Genomic DNA, 26,156 nt, shown 5'->3' with positions numbered 1-26,156 from the left:
GGGGCGAGTGCGCCGGGCCGGGCCCCCTCACGGGTTGGGCGGAGTGGGCGGCGTCGGCCCGGGTGGGGTGGGGGCCGGCGACGGCGTCACCGGGGGGGCGGCAGGAGCTGGCGCGGCCGGGGTCGGCGCGGCAGGTGACGGCGCGGCAGGTGACGGCGCGGTCGGAGCCGGAGCGGCTGGGGCCGGGGCTGCCGGCGCGGGCGTGGTCACCGGCTCGCTGGGCCGATACTGGGCGCTGAACAGCCTCAGATCGGCGTCGTCCACCTTCTGATCCTGGTTCAGGTCGCCGGCCAGGGCGCCGGGCTTGCCGTAGTTGCCCATCAGGATCGCCAGGTCGGCCAGCGTGATCTTGCCGTCGCCGTTCAGGTCGGCGCCGCCCAGGCGGGTGCGGGCGGCCTCGGCCGTCCAGGCGCTCAGCCCCAGCTCACGCGCCAGCTCGGCCCGCACCGCTTCCGCCAGCGGCAACGGCCCCTGCGGGTTGAACTCGATCCGGCGTTCGGCGCCCACCGTGACCACCCGCGCCGCGACGTCCGGGCTGAAGGGGGCGTTGCTCGCGCCGCTGCCGCCCAGCAGCAGCAGGGGGCCGCTGCGGGTGTCCAGCGTGACCGGCACGTCCCTGGTGCTCAGCGCGGCCACCGCGTCCTGCACGACTTTGGTCAGGGCCGCGCCCTGGGGGCGCAGCTTGATGGTCGCGGCGTCTGCCAGCGAGAGCGTGGCGCTCGCCAGCAGCGTGCCCACCAGCAGGCCACTGCGGATCAGGGTGCGTTTCATCTGGCCTCCCGGGCGGCGCGGATCGCGTCCCGCAGCTTGGCGGGGTCGGTGATATCGGCCCCGGCGGCGGTCTTGGCCTTCACGGCGCCGTTCGTGACCGGGTAGAGCCCCTGGTTGAAGCCCACCAGCGGGCTGTCGAGCCGCCGGGCATACAGCAGCGCGATCACGTCCTGGCCGGTCGTCAGGGCGGGCAGGTCGGCCAGCCCCTGCAGGAAGAACAGGGCGGGACGGCCCCCCGACTGCGGGAGGCTGGCCGCGTCTCCGACCAGCGTTTCCGTGATGGTCAGCGGGTAGACCTGATAGCTCACCCCGCCCTCGGTGACGTTCGTGACCGCGCCCAGGGTGGCGCGCACGATCACGTCCGCCTTCCTGGCCTGCTGTTCCAGGGTCAGGGGCGGGGCGGTGGTCGCCTGAGCTGCGGGCGCCAGCGCCAGGGGGAGCAGCGCAGCCAGCGTCAGGGCACGCAGCCGGGCGTTCATGGCGCACCTCCCGGCCCGGGTGGCGTGCTGCTGGGCGGGTTGGGGGGCTCACCCTCGGTGGGGGGCGCTGTGGCTGGGGCCGTGGCCGGTGCTGCGGGAGCGGGCGCGGTGGCCGGCGCCGTGTTGGTGGGCGCTGGGGCAGCCGGCGTGGCAGGGGCCGCCGGCGCGGTCGGGGCCGTCGGGGTGGACACGGCGGGCGGCGGAGCGCCCACGACCCTGCCCTCGGCGTCACGCGCCTCGAAGGTCAACTTGGCGGCCGTCAGCGTGGCGGCCTTGCTGGGCTTCACGCTGATCAGGGCGATGCGCGATCCGCTGCGGGGCACCGTCTTGAAGCCCACGTCGAGCAGCACCATGCGGCCTTCCTGGCGCCAGAACAGCAGCCCGCCCTGTTCGGCGCTCTGGATACGGGTCACCTTGACGTTCTCCGGCAGTTCCCAGCTCAGGTGGGCGGCGCGCGCACCCCGCGGGGCCGTGATGGTCAGCGGGATGCGGGTCTCGCCGCGGATCTCGCCGGTCGGCAGGGTCGGCGTGAGGGCCAGGGGGGGCAACTCCTGCACGTTCACGGTGTACTCGTTGGTCTTGGTGCTCAGGGTGGAGTCCGTGACCTCCAGCGTGAACTTGTAGGTGCCGGTCTTGGTGGGCTTCCCGCTCAGCTGCCGGGCCGATCCGTTCAGGCTCAGGCCGGGGGGCAGGGTTCCGCCGGTCACCCTCAGGGTGTAGGGACCCACACCGCCGGCCACGGGCAAGGTGGCCGTGTAAGTCTCGTTCACGTACATGGGGGGCAGGCCGGTGGGCGAGTCGGCGAAGTACAGCACGTCCTTGCCGGTGCTCGCCGAGGTGCCCGTGACCTGCTGGCCACAGGCCGCCAGGGACACGCCCAGCAGCAGGGCCAGCGCCGCGCGTCCCAGAGGACGGCCCGACAGGTGCAAGAGAGGCGGGGATGACATACCCGGCAGTGTACGCGGAAGGTCAGGAGAGTCCGGTGAGGGAGGGATGATTAGTCGGAGCGGAGGGGGGTGGATGCCGGGATTCGGTGGAGAGGCGGGCTGGAGTGGGTGGGCGCCGGCGGCGGGCGGCCCGGCCCCCAGCCCCTCCGACCCCCAGCCCCTCTCGGCGCGGCTCATCCGAGGCCCCCAGGGAGCAGAGGAGTGCAGGATTTTGACTGGCGCGGCGGATCTGGGGTAGACGCCGACGTGTCCGGCCAGGGCGCCACCGTCTGCTTCGCGGCTCCACGAGTACCGTGACGTGGTAGGCCCGCGCGCTTCGCGGTCGGGAGCAGTCGGCGGTGAGTCGAGGGATGGAACGCCTCTTCCGGCGTATCAACTTTTCCAGGGGGCTCGAGCCCTGGCAGGTATCGGAAGCTCAGGAGGTGGCCAGGGCCCTCCCCGAGTGCCTCTATCCGCGTGGGGTCTGAGCGGGCCGCCACGCTGGACGACTCCACCGGGCGATCCCTGTGCGGCCTGGAGCATTCATCCCTGGAAGGCTGCTTTACACTCGCCCCATGACCTCCACCGCACCCGCCCTGCCCCGCGTGGGCGAATCGCTGGGCCGCTACACCGTCGAGCGCGTCGAGGCCCTGCCCGAGATGCAGGGCACGCTGATCCTGCTGAGCCACGACCTGGGCACGCGCCACGCGCACGTGATCCGTGACGACGACAACTCCGCCTTCGGGGTGACCTTCCCGACCGTGCCGCGCGACTCGACCGGCGTGGCGCACATCCTGGAGCACATCGTCCTGATGGGCAGCCAGAAGTATCCGGTGGCCGACCCCTTCTTCGCCATGCTGCCCCGGTCACTGAACACCTTCATGAACGCCATGACCAGCAACGACTGGACGACCTACCCCTTCTCGACCCGCAACGAGCAGGACTTCTTCAACCTGCTCTCGGTCTATCTGGACGCCACCTTCTTCCCGCTGATGCGCTACGAGTCGTTCCGGCAGGACGGCCACCGCTTCGAATTCGCCACCCCGGACGACCCCAAGAGCGACCTGAAGCTGCAGGGCGTGGTCTACAACGAGATGAAGGGGGCGATGGCCGCGCCCGGCGCCGTGATGTGGCGGGCCTTCGGCAAGGCGCTGTACCCGGATCTGACCTACGCCAACAACTCCGGCGGGGCGCCCTCGGACATCCCAGGGCTGAGCTACGAGCAGCTGCGGGCCTTCCACGCGGCGCACTACCACCCCAGCAACGCCTTTTTCTACACCTACGGCAAGCTGCCGCTCGCGCGCATCCTGGACGAGATCGAGGCGCACGTCATGAGCCGCTTCTCTCCGCAGGTGCTGGACGTCTCCATTCCCGATCAGCCGGCCTTCCCCGAGCCCCGGCGCGAGACCGTCACCTACCCGGGCTCCGACACCGAGCGCGGCGCCCAGGTGAGCGTGGCCTGGAAGCTGGGCCACACCAGCAACGCCGACGCGGGATTGCGCTGGAGCGTGCTGAGCGACGTGCTGCTGGGCAATCCGGCCGCGCCCCTGACGAGACCGCTGATCGAGTCCGGGCTGGGCGCGGGCCTGGCCGACCTCAGCGGCTACCGGGATTCGTTCCGCGAGGGCGCCTTCGCGGCGGGGCTCAAGGGCCTGCCCGCCGGCAAGGCGGACGAGGTCGAGGCGATGGTGCTCGAGACCCTGCGCGGTATCGCTGAGCAGGGCATCGACCCGGAACTCATCCAGAGCAGCCTGCACCAGTTCGAGATCGGGCAGAAGGAGGTCAGCAACTCGGGCTACCCCTACGCCCTGCAGGTCATGTTCCGGCTGCTGGGGCCATGGCTCTACGGCGGCGATCCCCTGACCGGGCTGCGGCTGGACGCCGAGCTGGAGAAGCTGCGCGCCGATCTGGCGGCCGGGCCGGTCTTCGAGCCGATGATCGAGCGCGAGCTGCTGGCCAACCCCCACCGCGTCACGCTGGAACTCGCCCCCGATCCCGGGCTGGCCGAGCGCGCCGAGGCCGACGAGCAGGCCCTGGTAGAGCGCCTGAGCGCCGACTTCACCGACGACGACCGCGCCCGGATCGTGGCCGAGAGCCTGCGCCTCAAGGAGCTGCAGGGGCAGGAGAGCGACCCAGACGTGCTGCCCACGCTGGCGCTGTCCGACGTGCCGCCCCGTGTGGCGCGCGTGGAGTACGGCACCGAGCACCCTGGGCGCGCCACGGTCGCCCGGGTGCCCCAGCCCACCGGCGGCCTGACCTATCTGGACGTGCAGATCCGCCTGCCCGAGGTGCCCGCCGACCTGCTGGGCACCCTGCCGCTCTACGCCTTCGCGGTCACCCGCAGCGGCGCGGCGGGGCTGGACTACGCGGCGCTGGCCCGCCGCATCGAGGCCGTGACCGGCGGCATCAGCGCCTCGGTGGGCGTGGGCACCCGTCCGGACGACCTCGCGGCCCTGCGGCTGAGCCTGACCTTCTCCGGCAAGGCGCTGGCCCGCAACGCCCCCGCGCTGGTGGAGGTGCTGCGGAGCGTGATCCAGACGCCGGAATTCACCCGTGACCGGCTGGAGCAGCTGCTCAAGCAGCGTCTGGCAGGCCTGAAGGCCAGCGTGCTGCAGAGCGGCAACGCCTACGCCGAGCGGCTGGCCGCCGCGCAGGTCAGCCCGGCCGGGCTCATCACCGAGCAGTTCAGCGGCCTGAGCGCGCTGGCGGCCCTCAGAGAGATCGTCGAGGGCGGCGGGCTGGACGATCTGCTCGCGCGCCTGGAGCGGGTGCGTCAGCTCGTGCTGGCCGGCACGCCGGTGCTGTGCCTGACCGCCACCCCGGACGACCTGGGCCTCGACCTGCAGCCGGTCACCGCCGCCTTCCAGGGCGACGCGCCGGTCGGGCGCCCGCACCCGGAACTGGCCGCGAAGCGCCCGCAGGCGCGCACCACCGATTCCCCCGTGGCCTACAACGCGGTCGCCTTCAGAACCGTGCCCTACACGCACCCCGACAGCCCGGCGCTGCTGGTGCTCTCGCGGCTGCTGAGGAGCAACTACCTGCTCAAGGAGATCCGCGAGAAGGGCGGGGCCTACGGGGGCGGCGCCAGTTTCGACACCCGCGAGGGCGTCTTTTCCATGAGTTCCTACCGCGACCCGAACGTCCGCCGCACCTTCGAGGTCTTCCGGGACGCCCGCGCCTTCCTGGACACCGATCTGGGCGAACGCGAGCTGACCGAGGCGATCCTGTCGTCCAGCAAGATCCTCGATCCGCTGACCAGCCCCGATACGGCGGGCCGCCTGCGCTTCTTCGGCGATCAGGCCGGATACACGCCCGAGGTGCAGGAGGCGTACAAGGCCCGCCTGCTCGCCGTCACGCTGGACGACCTGCGCCGGGTCATGGACACCTGGCTGAGTGCCGGGAACGCGGCCTACGGGCTGGTCGCCGGACAGAACCCCAACGACGAGGTGCGGGATCTGGGCCTGGAGTTCGACGTCCAGGCGATCTGACCCGCACGAGATGAGGAGGCGGGCCGCTCAAGGTGGCCCGCCTCCTTCCTCACGCTTCAGGTCAGCTCCAGTTCCACACCGTCGGCTCGTACTCGAAGGAACCGGCCGCCAGCCGCCGCAGGTGTCCGATCGCCTGGAAGGGGAAGTGGTAGCCCGTGACCCACAGCTTCTCGTCCACGATCCGCGAGAAGACGGTCTGGCGCGTCTGGGCGGCCTGCGCGCCGTCGGTGTCGAAGCCCACATAGGCGCCCTGGTGCTTGAGGGAGAGCAGGAAGTGCCCTCCAGCGTCGCCCAGCACCATGATGCCCTGGCCGCCGCTCTGGGCCAGGACGCTCTGGTGGTTCAGCGTGTGCCCCGGCGTGGCGACGCTGGTCAGACCTGCGGTGATCTCGGCACCCGGCTGGATCAGCGTGAACTTGTCCTTCTGCGCGATCAGGTTGTTTTTCACCGCGTCGTTGGGGGTCGCCTGGGTCGTCCAGAACTGGAACTCGGCGGCGCCCATGACGTGCCGCGCGTTCGCGAAGGTGAGCTGACCGTTCGTGGTGATCCCGCCGATATGATCCCCGTGTCCGTGGGTGATGAAGACCGTCTCGATGCTGGCCGGATCGACTCCGGCCCGACGCAGGTTGGCGACCAGCTGTCCGTTCGCGCCGCCGCGTCCGGTGTCCAGAAGCGTGCGCTTGCCGCCGATCTCGATCAGCACCGGGTTGAAGTGGTTCACCGTGTTCGCGGCCGGCACGCTGTATTCCGCCAGCGTGGCGGTAAATTCCGCCTGCCGATCCGGATTGGCGCCCCAGGTGGGCAGCAGCGCGGCCAGCGGGGCCGTGCCGTCGCTGACGACCGTGACCGTCATGTCGCCGATCTTCTGCCGGTAGAAGCCGTTCCCGTTCATGGGCCCAGTATCGGCCGGATTGGCTGGCGTTGCGGGCGCGGCGGGTGTCGCCTGCCCCCGGGCCAGCGGCGCGGCGGCGGTCACCGCTCCCACTGCGCCGAGCAGCCTCAGGGCGTCCCGTCGGCCGAACGAGGGGGAGACCTGAGCACCTGTGTCCTTGCGATCACTCATACCGTACCTCCTGGATTTTTAAATCACTCCATATTGAATGATTTCCAGGATCGTCTGGGATGCGATCTCTCAGTTTGACCTTCACCCTGACTTCATTCAAGTCACCTTGATGAGGTCGCCCAGGGAAGACCGATAAACAACGACCCCCGCGCGGGGCGGGGGTCTGTGTCTGGCTCGGCAGGCTGGGGTCGAACCAGCGACCATTCGATTAACAGTCGAACGCTCTGCCACTGAGCTACTGCCGAATACTGTGCGCTGAAGCGCTGTGGCGCACCGTTTCCAGTGCAGGAGGGATAGTAGCACGGGTGCCGGATGCGCGCAAGGGTAGGCCGCCGCGCGGTTTCCCAGGGTTCCGTGGGGGCTCCATGAAGGCGGCTTAAGGCGCTTAGCGTTCCTTTTATGCGTGTGGGCGCAGGATAGCCGGATGCGAGAGAGAAATTTCAGGCGCCCGTGGCCCTCGGGTGGGACACCATGAGCCGCACCATCCAGCAGGTCGTACCGGTGACCTTCCGCTACCCCGTCCACTTCTGCGAGGGGCTGTTCGACCCGGCTCAGCCCCTGCTGCGGGGCACGCTGGCTGCGGGCGGGGGAGAGCGCGCCAAAGTGCTGTGCGTGGTGGACGATGGAGTGCTCGCAGCGTTCCCGGAGTTGGCGGCACAGATCAGCGCCTACTTCGCCGCACACGACGACGCCCTGTGGCTGGTGGCCCCGCCCCTGAGCGTGCCCGGTGGAGAACAGGTCAAGCGCGATCCGGGCATGGTCGAGCGTGTGCACGAGGCGATCCACGCCCACGGCATCGACCGCCACGCCTACGTGCTCGCCATTGGCGGCGGCGCCGTGCTGGACATGGTGGGCTACGCGGCCGCCACCGCGCACCGGGGCGTGCGGCTCATTCGCGTGCCGACCACCGTGCTCTCTCAGAACGACTCGGCGGTGGGGGTCAAGAACAGTGTGAACGCCTTCGGCAAGAAGAACTGGCTGGGCACCTTCGCCCCGCCGTATGCGGTGCTGAACGACCGGAATTTCCTGACCACCCTGGACGACCGCGACTGGCGGGGCGGGCTGAGCGAGGCCCTGAAGGTGGCGCTCCTCAAGGACGCCGTGTTTTTCGACTGGCTGGAGGCGAACGCGGCCGCGCTGCGGGCCCGTGACCTGAACGCCATGGATCACGCCGTCTACCGCTGCGCCGAGCTGCACCTGGCGCACATCGCCAGCAGCGGCGACCCCTTCGAGCAGGGCTCCTCGCGCCCGCTGGACTTCGGGCACTGGGCGGCGCACAAGCTCGAGAGCCTGTCGGGCTACGAGCTGCGGCACGGCGAGGCGGTGGGCGTGGGCATCGCGCTGGACTGCACCTACGCGGCGCTGAGGGGGATGCTGCCCGAGGCCGACTGGCGCCGCGTCCTGGGCACGTTGCTCGGGCTGCGGCTACCCGTCTGGGTGCCCGACCTGGGCACGGCGCGGCAGGACGACCGCGACCCCCGCTCGGTGCTGACCGGCCTGAACGAATTCCGCGAGCATCTGGGCGGCCGCCTGACCATCCCGCTGCTGCTGGGGATCGGGCAGGCGACGGAAGTCCACGAGATGGATCACGACACCCTGCGCCGCAGCATCGGCATTCTGGCCGACATCCACACACGCAATCTCACGATCCGCAATCTCACGACCAGGGAGGACGCCGCATGGCTGCCCACGCTGACACCTGTCTCCTGACCCAGACGCAACTCCTCGACCTCTCGTTCATGGAGCACCGGGCGCACCTGCTCGCCATCGCGGCCTTTCTCGACCGCCTGGAGCGGGCGCAGGGGGCCGCCGGCGCCCCGCAGGACTTCCGCCTGGAGGCGCTGCGAAGCGCCCTGCACGAGCTGACCTCGCCCGAACCGGGCCGGGTCGTGCGCGCCCAGATGCGGCTGAGCGACCAGAACCTGGAACTGCTCGACCTGCGCGACTCGCAGAGTGCCTTCGGGGCCTCGCGCCGCCCACACGAACAGCAGGAAGCGGAACAGTGAACTACATCGACATGCACGCGCATATGGTCTCGCGCACCACCGACGACTACCACGCGATGGCGCTCAGCGGTTGCCTGGCGGTCACCGAGCCGGCCTTCTGGTCGGGCCGCGACCGGCTGGGCTCCGAGGCCTTCGCGGACTACTTCGACCACCTGACCACCTTCGAGCCCGCCCGCGCCCGCGAGTACGGCATCGCGCACTACGCCTGGCTGTGCCTGAACCCCAAGGAAGGCGAAGACCGCGAGCTGACCCGGCAGGTCTTGAGGATCATCCCCGAGTTCCTGAGCCGCCCGACCGTGCTGGGCATCGGCGAGATCGGCCTGAACCGCGTGACGCGCAACGAACTGGCGACCTTCCTCGACCACGTGGAACTGGCGCTGGAGCACCAGCAGCTCATTCACATCCACACGCCGCACCTGGAGGACAAGTACAAGGGCACCCGCGTGATGGTCGACGCCCTGGCCGCCGACGGCCGCATCGAGCCCGGCCGCGTGATGATCGACCACGCCGAGGAACACACCGTCCAGATGATCCTCGACCACGGCTTCTGGACGGGCCTGACGCTGTACCCCAAGACCAAGGCCTCGCCCGCCCGCGCCATCGACATGATCGAGATGTACGGCTCCGAGCGGCTGATCGTGGCCTCGGCCTGCGACTGGGGCCCCAGCCAGCCCCTCGCCATCCCGGAGTTCATCTTCGAGGCCCGGCGGCGCGGCCACACGGAAGCGACCATCCGCAAGATCGTGCTGGAGAACCCGCAGCGCTTTCTGGGTCAGTCGCCGAAGTTCGTCCCGCCGACCCGCGAGCCGCGTCTGGCGCAGGTGTAGCGTGCAGATCCACGGCGCCCACCTGACGTACTGCACGAACATCCACCCCTCGACCGGAATGGCCGAGGTGCGGCAGAGCCTGGAGACGTATGCCGCCGAGTTGAAAGCCCGCCTCTCGCCGGACGCGCCCTTCGGGGTGGGCCTGCGCCTGTCCGGGGCCGAGAGCGTGGAGGTGCTGGAGGGAACCGCCCTGGCCGACCTCCGCGCCTTTCTGGACGAGCGCGGCCTGTACGTGTTCACCCTGAACGGCTTTCCCTACGGCCCCTTCCACGGGCAGGCGGTCAAGGCCCAGGTGCACGCCCCCGACTGGCTCCACGAGGAGCGGGTGGCCTATACCGGGCGACTGATCGACATCCTGGCCGCGCTGCTGCCCGACGGCCAGGAGGGCAGCATCAGCACCAGCCCGCTGTCGTACGGCGCCTGGGTGGACGCGGCCGACCCGACCGTTTGGACTCAGCTCACCGGGAACGTGGTGCAGGTCGTGGAGAGGCTGGTGCGGCTGCGCCAGGAACGCGGCGTGTTCATCCACCTCGACATGGAGCCCGAGCCCGACGGCCTGCTCCAGCGCAGCGACGACCTGGCCCGCTTCTTCCGGGATCATCTGATGACGTATGGGGCGGAGACCCTAGCGGTCAGCCTCGGCGTGAGCGTGGACACTGCTCGTGAGCATCTGCGCGACCACTTCCAGGTCTGCTTCGACGTCTGCCACGTCGCGGTGATGTATGAGGAACCCGCCGAGGCCATCGAGCTGTACCGGGCCGCCGGACTGCGGATCGGCAAGATCCAGCTCAGCTCCGCGCTGCGCCTGGCCTTGCCGGACGATGGGGCGGGCCGGGAGCAGATCGCCCAGGCCCTCGCCCCCTACGCCGAGGGCACCTATCTGCATCAGGTCATCGCTCGCACGCGCGGTGGGACGCTACTCCAGTACCCCGACCTGCCCCCCGCGCTCGTCGATATTCACCACCCCGACGTGACCGAGTGGCGCGTGCATTTCCACGTGCCGGTCTTTCTGGAGCAGGCGGGCGCCTTCGGTTCCACGCAGGCCGCCATCCGCGCCACCCTGGAGGCGCTGCGCCCCGAGCTGGCGGGCCGGCATCTGGAGGTCGAGACCTACACCTGGGACGTCCTGCCGCCCGAGCTGAAACGGCCGCTGCTGGACTCCATCGAGCGCGAGCTGAGGTGGGTGCGGGATGTCCTCTAGCGCCGTGCGGACGTCCGCTCCCCGCTGGCGGGGGCACCTCTCGCTGGCCCGCATCTCCAACTCCCCCACAGTGCTGACCAACGTGCTGGCGGGCGCCGCCCTGGTCGGTGGCGGCGGCCTCCGGATGGGGCTGGTCGCCGTGGCGATGGTGCTGTTCTACACCGCCGGCATGTATCTGAACGACCTGCTCGACCTGAACCTCGACCGCCGCGAGCGCCCCGAACGCCCGCTGCCCTCGGGCCTGATCCCGGTGAACGAGGCCTGGGTGGTCACGGCGGCGCTGTTCGGCGTGGGCGGCGTGCTGCTGGCCCTGGCCGGGGGCGGCGCCTTTATCAGCGGCCTCGTGCTGGCCGCACTGATCGTCCTGTACGACGCCTGGCACAAGACCAACCCGCTGAGCCCGGTCATCATGGCCGCCACCCGCGCGCTGGTCTATGTCACGGCGGCGCTGACTTTCACATCTGCGCCCGGTTCAGCCCTGACCGTCTGGGCGGGGCTGCTGGCCGCCTACATCATCGGCCTGACCTACCTCGCCAAGACCGAAAACCGCCCCGGCATGGCCCGCTACTGGCCGGTCGCCCTGATGGCGGCGCCGGTCGTGTACGCGCTGGTGGGCGCCTTTTCCTGGCCGGTTGGCCTGATCGCCCTGGGGCTGGCCGCCTGGATCGCCCGCTGTCTGAGCTTCGTGTACGGCAAACAGCGCAACGTCGGCGCCGCCATCGGACGCCTGATCGCCGGCGTGTGTCTGCTGGACGCCGTGGTGCTCGCCTCCGTGGGTGCCTGGGCCTGGCTGCCCGTGGCCCTCGCCGCCTTCCTGCTGACCCTGTGGTGGCAGCGGCACATCAAAGGAACCTGACATGACCCATCCTTCTCTCTCCACCCATCCCGAACCCCGCCGCCTCGCCGTGCTGAACATCGTCGGCCTGACGCCCGCCCTGCTGCCGCACCTGCCGAGGCTGCAGGCCTTCGCCACGCGCGGACAGGTCTCGCCCGTGGAAGCCATGCTGCCCGCCGTGACCTGCTCGGTGCAGGCCACCTACCTGACCGGCCGGTGGCCCAGCGAGCACGGCGTCGTGGGCAACGGCTGGTACTTCCGCGACGAGTGCGAGATCAAATTCTGGCGCCAGTCGAACCACCTCATCCAGAGCCCCAAGCTGTGGGACGCGCTGCGGGCGCACGATCCCAGCTTTACCGTGGCGAACATCTGCTGGTGGTACGCGATGTATTCCAGCGCCGATTACACCGTCACCCCGCGCCCGATGTACCCCGCCGACGGCCGCAAGCTGCCCGACTGCTACACCCAGCCCTACGAGCTGCGCGACGAACTGCAGCAGAAGCTGGGCACCTTCCCGCTGTTCAGCTACTGGGGCCCGAACGCCAACATCACGTCCAGCGCCTGGATCGCCAGGGCCGCGCAGCACATCGACGAGACGTACGCGCCGACCCTGAATCTGGTCTACCTGCCGCACCTGGACTACGGCCTGCAGCAGCACGGCCCCAACCCGGAGGCGCTGGCGACCGAGCTGGCCGACATCGACCGCGTGGCGGGCGACCTGATCGACCACTACGAGCGGCGGGGCGTGCAGGTCATGGTGGTGTCCGAATACGGCATCGAGCGCGCGTGGCGGCCCGTCCACATCAACCGCGCCCTGCGCGAGGCGGGCCTGATCGCCGTGCGCGACGAACTGGGCCGCGAACAGCTGGACGCTGGCGTGAGCGCCGCCTTCGCCGTGGCCGACCATCAGGTCGCGCACGTGTACGTGAACGACCCCGCCCGCCGCGACGAGGTGCGCGCCCTGCTGGAAGCCCTGCCCGGCGTGGCCGAGGTGCTGGACGAGGAGGGCAAACGCCGCCACCACCTGGGGCACGAGCGCGCCGGAGACTTCGTGGTCGTGGCCGAGGCCGGCGCGTGGTTCACCTACTACTACTGGCTCGACGACGCCCGCGCCCCCGACTACGCCCGCACCGTGGACATCCACCGCAAGCCCGGCTACGACCCGGTGGAGCTGTTCCTCGACCCGCACAGCCCCGCCAAGCTCAAGGCGGGCGTGGCCCTGCTGAAGAAGAAGCTGGGCTTCCGCTACCTGCTGGACGTGATCGGCTTCGACGCCACGCTGGTGCGCGGCTCGCACGGCCGGGTCACGGGGACGCCTGCCGCCGGCCCGCTGCTGATCACGAACCGCCCCGAGCTGCTGCCCCAGCGCCCGCTGGTCGCCACCGATGTGTACGGCGTGATCCTGGCGCACCTGGGGGTGGGGGAGAGGGAAGTGGTAGCGGCGGGGTGACGGTTGAGCTGTGGGTGAACCCCTCTGCTTCGCAGCTCTGCGAGTCCGCCCCTCCGGGGCACCTCCCCTCAAGGGGAGGCAAGGTGTTTACTTGGCTCCCCCCCAGGGGAGCTGGCACCGAAGGTGACTGAGGGGTTAGCCCGCAGCGTCACCGCTCCTCACGCCTGCGCCCCTCCCGGCATGATCGTCCCCGGCGTCACGCCCAGGCGACGCAGGGCCTCGGCCCACTGCTGCTCCGGGGGCACGTCCCACAGCAGATCGGGGGTGTCCTGCTCGACCCAGACCCAGGCGCCCTCGCGGGCCTCGTCGGCCAGCTGGCCCGCGGCCCAGCCCGCGTAGCCGAGAACCAGCATGTATCGCTGGCCGCTGCTCATCACGGCGCGCAGCACCTCCAGCGAACTGCTCACGTTCAAGCCGTCCACCAGATGCACCTCGCCGTCCAGGCCGGTGGGCTCGCGGTACAGGCACCAGCCCAGCGTGGGGTCGACCGGGCCGCCCAGCCAGCCGGGCTGATCCTGGCCCTCGGCCTCGGCCATCAGCTCCGAGACGGTCTGGGGCAGGGGCGCGTTCACGATCAGGCCCATGGCGCCGCGCGTGTCGTGTTCCAGCAGCAGGATCACGGTGCCGCCGAAGACCCCGCCCTGCAGGTGGGGACTGGCGACGAGAAAGGTCAGCGGCCCGCTCATGGCGTACAGGATAGCGGCCTGGTGGGCGTACAACGAAAACCCCCACCACAGGGGCGGGGGTTCAGGAACGATTGGGTTTACGCGCTGGCGCTGCGGCGGGCCGCGCGGCGCTTGGGCGTGGGGGGCGGGGTGACCAGCGCCGAGCCGTCACGCGGGGTTTCCAGGGCCTTCAGGCCGCCGACCAGGGCCACGTCCAGCACCTCGTCCACGGTCTCGCAGGGGTGGAAGCGCATCGAGGAGCGCAGGTGCAGCGGGATGTCGCGCAGGTCGGCCTCGTTGGCCTTGGGCATGATGATGTGCTTGATGCCCGCGCGCCGGGCGCCCAGCACCTTCTCCTTCAGGCCGCCGATGGGCAGGTAGCGGCCCGTGAGGGTCATCTCGCCGGTCATGGCGACGTCGTGGCGGGCGGGAATCCCGGCCAGGGCGGAGATCAGGCTGGTCGCCATGGCGCCGCCCGCGCTGGGGCCTTCCTTGGGAATCGCGCCGGCCGGCACGTGGACGTGGATTTCAGAGTCGTCCAGGCGCGACTTGTCGATGTGGAAGCGCTCGGCGTTGCTCTTGGCGTAGGTCAGGGCGGCGCGGGCCGACTCCTTCATCACGTCGCCGAGCTGTCCGGTCAGCACCAGCCCCTTGCCGGGCATGATCGAGGTCTCCACGAACAGGATGTCCCCGCCGACCGGCGTGTAGAACATGCCGGTGGACACGCCCACCATGTCTTCCTTGTTCTCGGTCTCGGGGTTGTGGCGCGACTGGCCCAGGTAGCGCTCCAGTTCCTTGTCGGTGATCTTGACGCGCTTGACCTCGCCCGTGGCGATGCGGCGGGCGACCTTGCGGGCCACCGTGCCGATCTCGCGCTCCAGGTTGCGGACGCCGGCCTCGCGGGTGTAGTGCGAGATCAGCTTTTCCAGCGCGGCGTCGGTGAACGCGATCTGGTTGGCTTTCAGGCCGTTGGCGGTGAGCTGCCGGGGCAGCAGGTAGCGCTTGGCGATCTCCAGCTTCTCCTGCTCGATGTAGGAGTTGAACTCGATGACTTCCATGCGGTCCATCAGCGCGGCCGGAATCTGCTCGGGGTAGTTCGCGGTGGCGATGAACATGACTTCGCTGAGGTCGAAGGGCACGCCCAGGTAATGGTCGGTGAAGTGCTGGTTCTGCGCGGGGTCGAGCACTTCCAGCAGCGCCGCACTGGGGTCGCCCTGGTAGGAGCTGCCCAGCTTGTCCACCTCGTCGAGCAGGATCACGGGGTTCTTGGTGCCCGCGCTGCGGATGCCCTGAAGGAGCCGGCCCGGCATGGCGCCGATGTAGGTGCGGCGGTGGCCACGGATATCCGACTCGTCGCGGGCGCCGCCCAGCGCGATCCGCACGTACTTGCGGCCCAGCGCCTTGGCGATGCTCTGCGCGATGGAGGTCTTGCCCACGCCGGGAGGGCCGGTGAACACCAGGATCGGGCCCTTGTTCACTTCCTCGGCACTCAGCTCGCCGCGCTCGGCGCGTTCCTTGCGCAGTCGGCGCACGGCCAGGAACTCCAGCACGCGGTCTTTCACCTTGTCCAGCCCGTAGTGGTCGTCGTCGAGCACCTGCGCGGCGTCCTCGACCTCCAGCCGGTCTTCGGAACGCACGTTCCAGGGCAGCTCGGTGATCCAGGTCAGGTAGGTGCGGATGACCGAGGCCTCGGCGGCATCGGGGTGCATCCGCGAGAGGCGGTTCAGCTCGCGGTCGACCTCCTTCTTGATCTCCGGCTTCAGGCCCAGCGCCTCGATCTTGCTGCGGAAGGCCTCGGCCTCGTCGGCCTCCTCGCCGTCCTCGCCGCCCTGCAGCTCCTTCTGGATGACCTTCATCTGCTCGCGCAGGTAGTATTCGCGCTGGTTCTTGTCGATCTCTTCCTTCACCTGGGCGCGGATCTTGGCCTGCACGGCCTGGACTTCCTGTTCGGTGTCCAGCAGCGTCAGCAGCTTGCGGATACGGGCCGTTACGTTGGCGGCTTCCAGCAGCGCCTGCTTGTCTTCCAGCTTGAAGTCCAGGTTGAAGGCGATGTGGTCAGCCATCTCGCCCACGTCGTCCTTGCCGTTGATGGTCTGCACGCTCTCGGCGTTCAGCTTGCCGCCCGCCACGATGACCTCGAATTTCTCTTTCAGTTCGCGGGTCAGGGCCTGCAGCTCCACGGTCTTGTCGCCCCCCGCTTCCAGGGGCGCGATATCGGCGCGCAGGAACTCGTCGCGGGTGTAGCCGGTGGCCTTCACGCGCGCCACGGCGCTGACCAGCATCTGCACCGTGCCGTCAGGGTTCTTGCGGACGCGCAGCACGTTACAGGCGGTGCCCACGTCGTAGAGGTCGCTGCCCTTGGGGTCGTCGACATCCTTGTCGCGCTGGGAGACGATCAGGATGACCTTCTCGCCGGCCATCGCCGCCTCGATCGCGCCGATGGACAGGGCGCGGCTGGCGTCGATGTGCTGAACCATGGTGGGGTAGATCACGCTGCCACGCACCGGGCAGACGGGGACATTCTTGGGGAGGGTGACATTCTCGGTGGGCATCGCGGGACTCCTTTCGCCCAGATGGAACTCTGGTCGGGTTTCCGGTGGAGCAGTTCTGCTTTAAATAGCGAAGCGCTTTACCGGAGAACTTGAGTGCGAGTATATCAAGTTTAGTGGAGCGAGGCAAGCAAGTTCTCGGTGTCCGCCAAACGGCCTACAACCCGTTGATCACGCTGAAAGTGTACGCCTGATGGCCTGACAGAGACCTCACGCAACCTGACGGAATGTTCACTGACCTCGCGCCCAGGCGGGGGTCGCGTCTGACACACTGCCGGTATGCCACATGTCCGGTTCGTGATCCCTGAGCGGCCGCCCCACACGCCCCCCGGCACGCTGTTCCTGACCGGCGACCACCGGGGGTGGAGCGGCGACCCGGCCGGCTGGACGTTCCGGCTCCAGGGGCCGGGCGCCGTGCTGGACGCCGAACTCCCCGACGGCGCGCTGCTGGGGGTGAAGGTGCGCGTGTTGGAGCCGGATGGGCGGGTCGTGGAGGAGGGTGACCGGTGGGGAGGCCGCGCCCCCGCGCACCAGGCGGTGATCCGGGGCGACACGGAACTGACGCTGGAACTGGCCGGCTGGCAGGACGAGCGGCGGGGCCAGGGCCGTCCCCGGCGCAGCGCCCCGCCCCGTGAGACCCTGACGCTGCCGGCCCCCTGGGGCGAGCAGGAGGTGCGGCTGTGGTGGCCGCAGGGTGCCGCCCCGTCCGGGCTGCCCCGGCTGATCCTGCACGACGGCCACAACGTCTTCGACGAGGCGCCCACCTTCGCCGGAGAGAGCTGGGACGCGGCCGGCGCGGCCTCCAGGCTGGCCGATCAGGGCCACCCCTGCCTGATCGCCGCCCTGAGCGTGAACGAGCAGCGCAGCCGCCGCTACGTGCCCTTCGCCTTCGACCTGAACGATTTCGACCCCGGCGCCGACGAGTACCTGGACTGGATTCTTGAAAGCCTGAAACCAGCCCTGTTCCAGCGCTTCGGCCCGCTCTCCCCGTCACGAACCGCCCTGGCCGGTTCCTCCTTCGGCGGCCTGATCACCCTCTACGCCGGCCTGCGCGACCCTGGCGAGTACGGTACGCTGGGCGTGTTCAGCCCCGCCATCTTTCCTGCCGACTTCGAACTGCTGCGCTGGATGGAGTCCCGGAGCGCGCAGGGAACCCGCGTCTGGCTCGACATGGGCGACCACGAGGGCGACAGCCTGGCCGGGGCCGCTGAGACCGTGGCGATCACCCACGACCTCGCGGCCCGCCTGCGTCCGAAAGTCCGTGAGGTGAAATTGACCATCGCGCCAGGCCACTGGCACGACGAGGCCGCGTGGCGGGCGCGCTTCCCGGACTTCCTGATGTGGTGGCTGGAGGGCCTGGGAGAGGCCGGACTCAGCCCAGCGCCACATCCAGCCGACTGACCCCGCGCAGCACCGGGTTGGCCTTGAAGGGCGGCCGCGTGTCCGTGACCTTCAGCCCAGGAAACCGCGAGGCCAGCGCGGCGAAGGTCTCGCTGATCTCCAGCCGCGCCAGGCTGGCGCCCAGGCAGTAGTGCGGCCCGGCGGCGAAGGCCAGATGCTTCGCGCTGTTGGGGCGTTCCCAGTCGATGCGGTCTGGGTCGGCGAACACCCCCGGATCGCGGTTCGCCGCCCCCAGCATGAGCTGGGCGAAGGTGCCGGCCCGCACCGTCTGTTCACCGATGGGCAGGTCGGCACTCACCATCCGGCCATCGAACTGGACGGGCGAGACCACGCGCAGCAGCTCGTCGGCCACGCCCGGATGCCTCGGGTTCTCCACCAGCGCCGCCCACGCCTCCGGCTGACGCGACAGCTCCAGCAGGCCGCCGGGAATCAGGTTGCTGGTCGTCTCGTGCCCGGCGGTGAGGAGCAGCACCGCGTTCGAGAGCAGCTCGTCGCCGCTCAGGCGTTCGCCGCCGTCCTGGGCGGCGGCCATCGCGCTCAGCAGGCCGGGCTGGGGGCGGGCGCGCAGCTCCTCGGCCAGACCCTGGAAAAAGGCCCTCATCTCGCGGGCGTCGGCGTCGATGCGGGCGAGCAGCTCCGGGGACTGACCCGCGCCGGCCAGCAGTTCGGCCACGCTCTGCGACCAGCGCACGAAGCGGGCCTCGTCCTCGCCGCTCAGGCCCAGCATCCCCATGATCACGCGCGCCGGCAGGGGGTTCGACAGCCCCGCCACGATGTCCCCGCCGTCCTGGGCGGCCAGTTCGTCCAGCAGCGTGCCCAGCAACGTCCGCACCAGTTCGCGCTGTTCCTCCACCACCCGGGGCGTGAAGGCCGCCTGCACCAGCCCGCGCAGCCGCTGGTGCGAGAGGCCGTTGTGGAACAGCATCATCGACTGAACCAGCCGCGCGCCGTCCGAGGTGGCCTCGGCGGGCATCCCGCCCCCGCTGAGCGCCGCCGGGGAGCGCAGCACGGCGCTGCAGGCCGCGTGGCCTGTCAGGAACACCCCCCGCCAGTCCGGGTAGGTCACCGGCAGGACGCCGCCCGTACTCAGGGCGCGCACCCGCTCGTAGCCGGGATAGGGATCGGGCACCGCGTCCGGGTGCCAGAGGGCCTGGATCGCCTGATCGACAGCGGGCGGCTGGGGAGTCCCCACAGAAGCAGTCATACCCCAGCATGACGCCTGCAGATGAAAGTCCCCAGGAGGTCGGGATGAGGTGCAGCGGATCCGTTCGACATCGATCCACATGTTGAATAACTAAAGGGCTTTAGAAACAAAACTGTCGCCTCTGGGACTACCGTCGGGACAGAGTCGGGGGTCACCTCAATATCTCGCGCCTGGAGCGGCCGCCCACGCCGCCATCTCTCGTCGACCCCGGCCCAGGAGCCCTATGCCGAAGATCGCCATCGTGATCAGCTCGACCCGCCCGACCCGCTTCGCCGACAAGCCGACCACCTGGTTCTACGCCCTCGCCCGGGAACGCAGCGACCTGGACTTCGAGGTCGTGGATCTGCGCGATTTCCCCATGCCCTTCTTCGACGACGTGGCCTCGGCGGCGTATGCCCCCACCCAGCACCCGGAGGTGGCCCGCTGGCAGCAGAAGGTGGCCGAGTTCGACGGCTACGTGTTCATCACCGCCGAGTACAACCACGCGCCCACCGCCGTGCTGAAGAACGCCATGGACAACGCCTATCCCGAGTGGAACAAGAAGCCGGCGGCCTTCGTCGGCTACGGCTCGGTCGGCGCCGCCCGCGCCATCGAACAGCTCCGCATGATCGCGGTGGAGCTGCAGATGGCCCCCATCCGCACCTCGGTGAACATCCAGGGCGCCGACTTCTTCGGGGCCTGGCAGCAGGGCAAGGCGCTGGAAGACATGGATCACCTGCAGCCCAGCGTGAAGGGCCTGCTCGACGAACTGGCGTGGTGGACGAAGGCCCTCAAGACGGCGCGCGAGGCGTCGGTGCCGGTCGCCGCCGACTGATCGCAGGTTTACGTCTCCAGAAAATCGGTGACCACGCGGTTGAGCACCCACCAGCCCTGGGGTGTGGCCCGCAGCTGATCGCCCTCCAGGGCCAGCAGGCCGCGTGAGACGTTATGCGCGAGCGGTGAGCGGTACCGCTCGCGCACGTCTATGCCACTGCGCCGCGACAGTCCCGCCAGATCGATCCCCGACCGCAGCCGCAGCCCCATGAACAGCGCGTCCGTCACGTAGTCCTCCGCGCCGACGCCTTCATCTTCCCCCACCGCCCCCGCCAGCCACTCGTGCAGATGCGGATTCGTCCGCCGGACGCTCAGAATCTTTTCTCCATCGGCCATCAGCCATCGACCATCTGCACCCGGCGTAGCCGGGTAATGCCCCGCCGCCCCCGGCCCCAGCCCCAGGTACGTGCGCCCCTGCCAGTACGACAGGTTGTGCCGCGACCCCTCGCCCGGGCGGGCGTAGTTGCTGATCTCGTAGCGCTCGAAGCCGTGAGCCGTCAGCAGCTCCTCGGTGCGCTCGAAACCAGCGCGTTCGTCGTCCTCCTGCACGGTGACTCCCCGCCGGGCGAACTCGGTGCCGGGTTCGACCGTCAGGGTGTAGGCGCTGACATGGCCCACGCCCAGTTCGACCAAGCCGTGGATATCGGCGTCCAGCGGCTGCCCCGGCACGGCGGTGATCAGGTCGCCGCTGACCCGGAAGCCGGCGTCCACCAGCGTGCTCACGGCGCTCCGGGCCTGCGCCGCGTCATGCTGGCGGCCCAGGAACTTCAGGGTGGCGTCGTCGAGGCTCTGCACGCCCACCGAGGCGCGGCCCAGGCCCAGCGTCCGCCACAGCGCCGCGCGCTCCGGGCTGACCGTGCCGGGGTTGACCTCCAGGGTGTTCTCCAGGGCGCCCCAGCCCAGGTGCCGCTGCACGGAGCCCACCAGCGCGCCCAGTTCGGCGTCGCGCAGGAAGCTGGGGGTGCCGCCGCCCAGATACACGGTGTCCAGCTGGGTGTCGTAGGTGTCGGCCAGCCGCGCGGCCTCCTCGTCCAGCTTCGCCAGATAGCGCTCGACCAGCCCGGCCCGGCGCGTCAGGACGTGGAAATCGCAGTACGGGCAGATGCTGGGGCAGAACGGCACATGCACGTACAGGTGCCGGATGACCGGATCGAGGGCGGGCGCGGAACTCACGCGCGGAAGTCTACGCTCACCGGCCCTGGCCGACAGACGCCCCGGTCACGGAGAGGCTTCAGCGGCCGTGTGGCGTGCGATCCAGCCAGGCTTCCAGCGCCGCCCGCAGCCCGCCCGCGTCCGCGACCACCACGGGCAGGTCGAGCGAGGCCACCGCGCCCGCCGCCGGGCACTCGCCGCGCTCGCCTGTGGCGGCGTCGGCCCCCTCCCAGGCGGGAAACGCGCCGCCTTCGGCGTATTCCACACCGCCCGCGTCGGTCACGGTCTGGGGCGCCACGTCCACCGCCGGGCCACCGCTCAGCGCCCGGTCGGCCACGACCAGCACCCCGCGCGGCGCCAGCTCCCGGGCGGCGGCCAGCAGGGGCGTCAGGCCGTCGTGCACCAGCAGCTCGACCGTGCCCTTGCCGTCCAGGGCCTCCAGCGCGGCAGGGACGGCGGCGGCCAGCTGCGGCGGCGCGGCCACCAGCCAGGAGTGCCCGCCGGCCCGGCCCTCGAAACTCGCGCGGGCGCTGCCGTAGATATCAGTCCAGGTGCGGGTGTGATGCATCCCGGCCAGCATAGAACGTGGTTCAGGGTGTCGCGGGTCGGGTCACCCACACGCCCCAGGCCAGGTGTGCCCGCTCGAAACGGAAATAGCGCTCCTGGCCTGCCCGCACCTGTTCCAGCACCTCCGTGCGGTCTGGGTGCTCCGGGAACTGGGCAGCCCAGTCGTCCACAGCCGCCCACATCAGGCTGGAGTAGTGATCCCAGTCGTCCATGCTGGACGCCGCGAAACCCACCACCTCCAGCCCCGCCGCCCCGATCTGTGCATGGCGCTCCGCCACGGTGAGTAACTCTTTCCAGCCCTCGCGTTCCAGTTCATCTGGGCTGGCCGCTTGGCCCAGAAACACGTCACCCACGATCAAGACGCCACCGGGCCGCACCAGAGGGCGCATCCACGCCAGAGACTCGGTGAAACCGCCGAGCGCAAATGTCGCGCCGAGGCATGTCGCCACGTCGTAGCCAGCCGGGTCTGGAATGAAGTCCAGCGCCCGGCCCGGCACGAAGGTCAGGCGGTCTGCGACACCCTCCCTTTGAGCACGCTCGCGCGCCTCCTGCACAAAGGCCGGGTTCAATTCCAGCCCCGTCCCAGTGATCGCCCAGCGGCCCGCCCAGGCGCGCAGCATCGCCCCCTTGCCGCTGCCTATATCCAGCACCCGCAGGCCATCCTGTAGATCTGCATACCCCGCTATCCGCTCCAGCTTCTCCGGGCTGAACGGGTTGAGCAGGTCGCGGTCACGCTCGACGATCGCAAAGAATTCCAGGAAGTCCACGTCTGGAGCCTAATGTCAGCCTTCACAGCCGACATCGGCTAAAGCACCTACGGGCCGGATGCGGCAGACTCAGGGCCTGATGACCGCCCCCGATCCCCACCCGCTCGACCGGCTGCGCGAGGAAGCGCAGACGACCACCCCCCAGGCCGTCCGGCTCTCGCTGGAGACCCTGAGTGCCGGACATTTCGCCCTGCTTGCTCCTCAGGGCTGGGCTGCCGGGGCCGAGGAGATCCTGCGCGGGGCCATCGGCATGGAGCGCAAGGCGCAGATGGAGATGCGGATCGGCCTGGGCGCTGACATCGACGACCTGCCCATCCGCAAGACGAGGGCGCTGGCCGAGATGACGCTGGACGACCTGCTGGCCGAGTACCGCGAGGGCCGCGCCATGACCCTGCGGGTGCTCGACCGGCTGCTGGAGGTCGCCGGGCGGCGCGACGTGCGTGCCTGGACGCTGGGCGAGGAGGTGCCCCCGGCGGTCTACATCCTCAGCCTGCGAGACCGTCTGGAGCGGCTGGGCCGCCTGGTGGGGGAGCAGCGCGTCAGTCCGTGAACCGCAGCAGGTAGCCGTCCGGATCCTGCACCAGCACCTGCCGCTGCGTGTGCGGCGTGTCGCCCTCCATATAGGTTTCCGAACTGAGCGGTCGGAAGAGCCTGTATCCCGCGTCCACCAGCCGGTCATGCAGCGCGTCGAGGTCGGGCACGACCATCTGGAAGTTGATGCCACGCCCAAAGGGTCGTTCCAGTGGCCCGGTCTGCCAGCCCCCGTCCGCCTGCGCCTGTTCCAGCATCCATTGCACGCGCCCCAGGCTCAGGTACGCGAAGCCGGGGCGGGTGTAGTTCAGCGTGAAGCCGAACAGGCGCGTGTAGATGTCCAGCGACCGTGCCAGGTCGCTCACGGTCAGCTCGGGCACCAGCGGCGCCCACTCGGTCACGGGGACGTGGGAGAGGTTGTCGGTGGTCATGGGGCAGGCTATCTGGTCGGGGGCTCTGGGCTCTGAACCTGCTTGCTCATAGCCCAGAGCTCACAGCTCACAGCCCCACTCCCCTACGCCCCGCGCCGATGCGGTTTGGGAATCCTGATCCGCTGCCTGCCCGTGCGTCCGCCGTTGCACCGGCTGCCGTACTTGACGCGCCACTCGACCTTTGCCTGCCGGAGACTCCGAAAGCATGGCCGAACCATTGTTAGCTGGGGCATTGCCCTCAGTGTGTACAGGGGGTCTGACAGGGTTCTGTCAGGCGGGGGGGGGCCGGTGGGGGAAGCGGATAGGCGCCTGAGATCACGGTTCTTTACCAAAGCTTTATGCTGGGTCATGTCGGATTACGAGAAGCTGGGCGCGTTCTACCTCGGGAAAGTCGTCGACGCGGGCACGAAAGAGGCCACGGACGAGCTGCTGCTGTACGACTCGACCGACCTGACCACCCACGCGGTGATCATCGGCATGACCGGCAGCGGCAAGACCGGCCTGGGGCTGGGGCTCATCGAGGAAGCGCTGATGGACGGCGTGCCGGTGCTGGCGGTCGATCCCAAGGGCGACCTGGCGAACCTGCTGCTCACCTTCCCCGATCTGGCGCCCGCCGACTTCCGTCCCTGGGTGGACGAGGCCGAGGCGACCCGCGCGCAGGTCACGCCCGACGAGCTGGCGGCGCAGAAGGCGGCGGCGTGGCAAAAAGGCCTAGCGGAGTGGGGCCAGGGCGGCGAGCGTATCCGCACCCTGAAGGAGAAGGCCGACTTCGCGGTCTATACCCCCGGCGGCAGCGCGGGCCTGCCCGTCAGCGTCCTGAAGGGCTTCGACGCCCCACCACCCGAGGTCATGGACGACGCCGACGCCCTGCGCGAGCGCGTGCAGGGCACCGTGACCGGCCTGCTGGGGCTGCTGGGCATCGACGCCGACCCCATGCGCTCGCGCGAGCACGTGCTGCTCTCGAACCTGCTGAGCAGCGCCTGGGCCGAAGGGAAATCGCTGGACATGGGGGGCATGATCGCCGGCATCCAGAGCCCGCCCTTCGCGCAGATCGGCGTGATGCCGGTGGACTCGTTTTATCCACCCAAGGAGCGCTTCGAACTCGCCATGAGCCTGAACAACCTGCTGGCCTCGCCGGGCTTCCAGATCTGGACGCAGGGCGAGCCGCTGGACGTGGGCCGTTTCCTGTTCACGCCGGAGGGCAAGCCGCGCGTGTCGATCATGAGCATCGCGCACCTGAACGACGCCGAACGGATGTTCTTCGTGTCGCTGCTGCTCAACGCCACCCTGGCCTGGATGCGCACCCAGCCGGGCACGAGTTCGCTGCGGGCCATGCTCTACATGGACGAGATCGCCGGATTCTTTCCCCCGAACGGCAACCCGCCCACCAAACCGCCGATGCTCACGCTGCTCAAGCAGGCCCGGGCGTTTGGCCTGGGGGTGACCCTGGCGACCCAGAACCCGGTCGATCTGGACTACAAGGGCCTGAGCAATACCGGCACCTGGATGATCGGCCGCCTGCAGACCGAGAACGACAAGGCCCGCGTCCTCGAAGCGCTGGAGGGCGCCACCTCCGGCCAGAATCCCATGACCCGCACCGAACTCGACGCCCTGCTCTCGGGCCTGGGCAAGCGCGTCTTTCTCATGCACAACGTCCACGAATCCCGCCCGGTGCTGTTCACCACGCGCTGGACGATGAGTTACCTGGCCGGGCCGATCACCGGGAGTCAGATCAAGCGGCTGATGGGGGGGAGGAAGGATGTTGATGGTGGAAAGTCGATGGTTGATGGAAAAACCCCGGCTCCATCAACCATCAACCATCAACCATCCGCCCCGGCGAAGCCGGTCATCCCCCCCGGCATCACCGAGGTCTACGTGCCCACGTCGGCCACGGACGTCCAGTACCACCCGCAGCTGCTGAGCGTGGTGCAGGTGCGCTACAGCTCGCTGAAGTACAAGGTGGACGTGGCGGGCACCCTGCCGCTGGCCGCCGAGGTCGCGGACGGCCCGATTCCCGTGAACTGGGAGGAAGCCGCCGAGCTGCGGGTCGATCCGGCCGCGCTGGTCAGCGAGGGGGTGGCGGGCGCAAGCTACGCCGAGGTGCCCGCCGCGCTGCTGAGTCCCAAGAACCACGCGAAATGGGGCAAGGAGGCAGCGAAATTCGTGGTCGCCAGCAAGCCGCTGACGCTCTGGCAGGATCCGGCCAGCGGCGTGCTGAGCACCCCCGGCGAGTCCGAGGGCGACTTCCGCACGCGCGCCTCGTTTGCGGGCCGCGAAGCGCGCGACGTGGCGGTGCAGAAGCTGCGCGCCAAGTACGCGCCGAAGGTCGCGGCCCTGCAGGACAAGCTGGGGCGTGCCCAGCTGAAGATGAGCCAGCAGCAGTCGCAGGCGCAGCAGGCCCAGCTCCAGACCGCCATGAGCGTCGGTGCGGGCGTGCTGGGCGCCCTGTTCGGCGGCGGACGCAAGACCACCGCGCTGCGGGCCGGGGTGTCCGGCGTGGGCCGCTCCATGCGCGAGGGTCAGGACGTGCAGATCGCCCAGGCCGACATCGCCGCCCTGTCCCGGCAGCTGCAGGAGCTGGAAGCCCAGGTGCAGACCGAGGTCGACGCCCTGACCCTGAATGCCGGCAGCAGCGAGATCCAGCCCCTGGACGTGCGGGCCAAGAGCACCGATGTCAGCGTGCCGCTGGTGGCGCTGGCGTGGCTGCCGTACCGGCGGGCGGCGAACGGCATGCTCAGCCCCGCCTGGGAGGGCGCGGAGGGCTGAAACTAAACAGGAAATAAAAAAGCCGCCCTCTGCGGCGGTGATGGAAAAACTATAGCGCGCTATGCGGCGGGCGTCAAATCAATACTGACCGTCTGAAAAACGTCGCCCTGGACGGGCTCAGGCGCGTCGTGTCCCGGTATGCCCTGCATAAGCCGTCGGCGGGGGTGCGGAGCCGCCCCGGCACTGGACGGGCCATAAAAAAGCCGCCTCGACGGGCGGTGATGTCGCATAAGATAGCGTCCTATTCAGCCCAGGTCAACTTAT

At 69.7% G+C, this 26,156-nt stretch carries 22 protein-coding genes and 1 tRNA gene; 11 read left to right on the top strand and 12 right to left on the bottom strand.

Going from position 1 to position 26,156, the window contains the following annotated elements:
• Positions 1 to 27 precede the first annotated feature (27 nt).
• Genes CVO96_RS05390 through CVO96_RS05380 form a run of 3 tightly spaced genes read right to left on the bottom strand, consistent with a single transcriptional unit; the run spans position 28 to position 2,197 of the window.
• Positions 28 to 771, bottom strand: a complete 744-nt coding sequence (locus CVO96_RS05390; RefSeq protein ID WP_243398173.1) for a hypothetical protein — start codon at positions 769 to 771, stop codon at positions 28 to 30.
• Positions 768 to 1,250, bottom strand: coding sequence for a hypothetical protein (locus tag CVO96_RS05385; RefSeq protein WP_103311172.1), 483 nt, complete (start codon positions 1,248 to 1,250; stop codon positions 768 to 770). Before CVO96_RS05385 ends, CVO96_RS05390 begins: the two co-directional genes overlap by 4 nt.
• Positions 1,247 to 2,197 (bottom strand): Ig domain-containing protein, encoded by a 951-nt coding sequence (locus tag CVO96_RS05380; protein ID WP_103311170.1) that lies wholly within the window; start codon positions 2,195 to 2,197, stop codon positions 1,247 to 1,249. Before CVO96_RS05380 ends, CVO96_RS05385 begins: the two co-directional genes overlap by 4 nt.
• Before the next feature lie 554 nt (positions 2,198 to 2,751).
• On the opposite strand from CVO96_RS05380, the gene CVO96_RS05375 reads away from it, so the two are divergent.
• Positions 2,752 to 5,664 (top strand): insulinase family protein, encoded by a 2,913-nt coding sequence (locus CVO96_RS05375; RefSeq protein ID WP_103311168.1) that lies wholly within the window; start codon positions 2,752 to 2,754, stop codon positions 5,662 to 5,664.
• A 61-nt stretch (positions 5,665 to 5,725) separates the two neighbouring features.
• Here CVO96_RS05375 and CVO96_RS05370 read toward each other — a convergent pair whose 3' ends face one another.
• Together CVO96_RS05370 and CVO96_RS05365 are read right to left on the bottom strand one after the other, a co-directional pair.
• Positions 5,726 to 6,727 (bottom strand): MBL fold metallo-hydrolase, encoded by a 1,002-nt coding sequence (locus CVO96_RS05370; RefSeq protein WP_103311166.1) that lies wholly within the window; start codon positions 6,725 to 6,727, stop codon positions 5,726 to 5,728.
• A gap of 170 nt (positions 6,728 to 6,897) precedes the next feature.
• Positions 6,898 to 6,972 (bottom strand) — tRNA-Asn (locus CVO96_RS05365).
• Positions 6,973 to 7,198: 226 nt separating this feature from the next.
• Between CVO96_RS05365 and CVO96_RS05360 the strand changes: the two genes are divergently transcribed.
• From CVO96_RS05360 to CVO96_RS05335, 6 genes are read left to right on the top strand one after another with little or no spacing between them, the layout of a single operon-like run.
• Positions 7,199 to 8,437 carry a 3-dehydroquinate synthase gene (locus CVO96_RS05360; protein WP_103313313.1) on the top strand — a complete coding sequence of 413 codons (1,239 nt, stop codon included), beginning with the start codon at positions 7,199 to 7,201 and terminating at the stop codon, positions 8,435 to 8,437.
• Entirely contained in the window at positions 8,407 to 8,733 is a 327-nt protein-coding gene (locus tag CVO96_RS05355) for a hypothetical protein (protein WP_103311164.1), read from the top strand. Before CVO96_RS05360 ends, CVO96_RS05355 begins: the two co-directional genes overlap by 31 nt.
• Positions 8,730 to 9,560, top strand: coding sequence for a TatD family hydrolase (locus tag CVO96_RS05350; protein ID WP_103311162.1), 831 nt, complete (start codon positions 8,730 to 8,732; stop codon positions 9,558 to 9,560). Before CVO96_RS05355 ends, CVO96_RS05350 begins: the two co-directional genes overlap by 4 nt.
• 1 nt (position 9,561) lies before the next feature.
• Positions 9,562 to 10,761, top strand: coding sequence for a metabolite traffic protein EboE (eboE, locus tag CVO96_RS05345; protein ID WP_103311160.1), 1,200 nt, complete (start codon positions 9,562 to 9,564; stop codon positions 10,759 to 10,761).
• Complete coding sequence (locus tag CVO96_RS05340; RefSeq protein ID WP_103311158.1) at positions 10,751 to 11,617, top strand: UbiA family prenyltransferase; 867 nt, start codon at positions 10,751 to 10,753, stop codon at positions 11,615 to 11,617. The genes eboE and CVO96_RS05340 overlap by 11 nt, the downstream gene beginning before the upstream one ends.
• 1 nt (position 11,618) lies before the next feature.
• Positions 11,619 to 13,046 carry an alkaline phosphatase family protein gene (locus CVO96_RS05335; protein WP_103311156.1) on the top strand — a complete coding sequence of 476 codons (1,428 nt, stop codon included), beginning with the start codon at positions 11,619 to 11,621 and terminating at the stop codon, positions 13,044 to 13,046.
• 158 nt (positions 13,047 to 13,204) lie between these two features.
• Here the strand turns inward: CVO96_RS05335 and CVO96_RS05330 are convergent, their stop codons facing one another.
• Together CVO96_RS05330 and lon are read right to left on the bottom strand one after the other, a co-directional pair.
• Entirely contained in the window at positions 13,205 to 13,732 is a 528-nt protein-coding gene (locus CVO96_RS05330; protein ID WP_103313312.1) for a YqgE/AlgH family protein, read from the bottom strand.
• Between the two features lie 77 nt (positions 13,733 to 13,809).
• A complete protein-coding gene (gene lon, locus CVO96_RS05325) occupies positions 13,810 to 16,263 on the bottom strand; it encodes an endopeptidase La (RefSeq protein ID WP_103311154.1) in 2,454 nt (817 codons plus the stop codon).
• Between the two features lie 276 nt (positions 16,264 to 16,539).
• On the opposite strand from lon, the gene CVO96_RS05320 reads away from it, so the two are divergent.
• Complete coding sequence (locus CVO96_RS05320) at positions 16,540 to 17,661, top strand: alpha/beta hydrolase (protein ID WP_103311152.1); 1,122 nt, start codon at positions 16,540 to 16,542, stop codon at positions 17,659 to 17,661.
• Here CVO96_RS05320 and CVO96_RS05315 read toward each other — a convergent pair.
• A complete protein-coding gene (locus tag CVO96_RS05315; protein ID WP_103311150.1) occupies positions 17,633 to 18,865 on the bottom strand; it encodes a cytochrome P450 in 1,233 nt (410 codons plus the stop codon). The genes CVO96_RS05320 and CVO96_RS05315 overlap by 29 nt on opposite strands.
• 223 nt (positions 18,866 to 19,088) lie before the next feature.
• On the opposite strand from CVO96_RS05315, the gene CVO96_RS05310 reads away from it, so the two are divergent.
• A complete protein-coding gene (locus CVO96_RS05310) occupies positions 19,089 to 19,679 on the top strand; it encodes an NADPH-dependent FMN reductase (RefSeq protein ID WP_103311148.1) in 591 nt (196 codons plus the stop codon).
• An 8-nt stretch (positions 19,680 to 19,687) separates the two neighbouring features.
• On the opposite strand, the gene hemW is transcribed toward CVO96_RS05310, so the two are convergent.
• From hemW to CVO96_RS05295, 3 genes are read right to left on the bottom strand one after another with little or no spacing between them, the layout of a single operon-like run.
• Positions 19,688 to 20,851 (bottom strand): radical SAM family heme chaperone HemW, encoded by a 1,164-nt coding sequence (gene hemW, locus CVO96_RS05305; protein WP_103311146.1) that lies wholly within the window; start codon positions 20,849 to 20,851, stop codon positions 19,688 to 19,690.
• A 58-nt stretch (positions 20,852 to 20,909) separates the two neighbouring features.
• A complete protein-coding gene (locus tag CVO96_RS05300; protein WP_165795211.1) occupies positions 20,910 to 21,398 on the bottom strand; it encodes a hypothetical protein in 489 nt (162 codons plus the stop codon).
• Between the two features lie 22 nt (positions 21,399 to 21,420).
• On the bottom strand, positions 21,421 to 22,164 hold the full coding sequence (locus CVO96_RS05295; protein ID WP_103311144.1) for an SAM-dependent methyltransferase: 744 nt from the start codon (positions 22,162 to 22,164) through the stop codon (positions 21,421 to 21,423).
• 79 nt (positions 22,165 to 22,243) lie between these two features.
• Here CVO96_RS05295 and CVO96_RS05290 point away from each other — a divergent pair, with 79 nt between their 5' ends.
• Entirely contained in the window at positions 22,244 to 22,714 is a 471-nt protein-coding gene (locus CVO96_RS05290) for a hypothetical protein (protein ID WP_133161748.1), read from the top strand.
• Here CVO96_RS05290 and CVO96_RS05285 read toward each other — a convergent pair.
• Complete coding sequence (locus tag CVO96_RS05285; protein ID WP_103311140.1) at positions 22,704 to 23,126, bottom strand: bleomycin resistance protein; 423 nt, start codon at positions 23,124 to 23,126, stop codon at positions 22,704 to 22,706. The genes CVO96_RS05290 and CVO96_RS05285 overlap by 11 nt on opposite strands.
• Before the next feature lie 348 nt (positions 23,127 to 23,474).
• Between CVO96_RS05285 and CVO96_RS05280 the strand changes: the two genes are divergently transcribed.
• Positions 23,475 to 25,892: an ATP-binding protein gene (locus tag CVO96_RS05280; RefSeq protein ID WP_103311137.1), complete on the top strand. Its 2,418-nt coding sequence runs from the start codon at positions 23,475 to 23,477 to the stop codon at positions 25,890 to 25,892.
• Positions 25,893 to 26,156: the final 264 nt, after the last annotated feature.

This window comes from Deinococcus koreensis, assembly GCF_002901445.1.
In the GTDB taxonomy this organism is placed as follows: domain Bacteria; phylum Deinococcota; class Deinococci; order Deinococcales; family Deinococcaceae; genus Deinococcus; species Deinococcus koreensis.
Note: the sequence above shows the minus strand (reverse complement) of the source record. Positions and strands in the feature narration are given on the sequence as shown.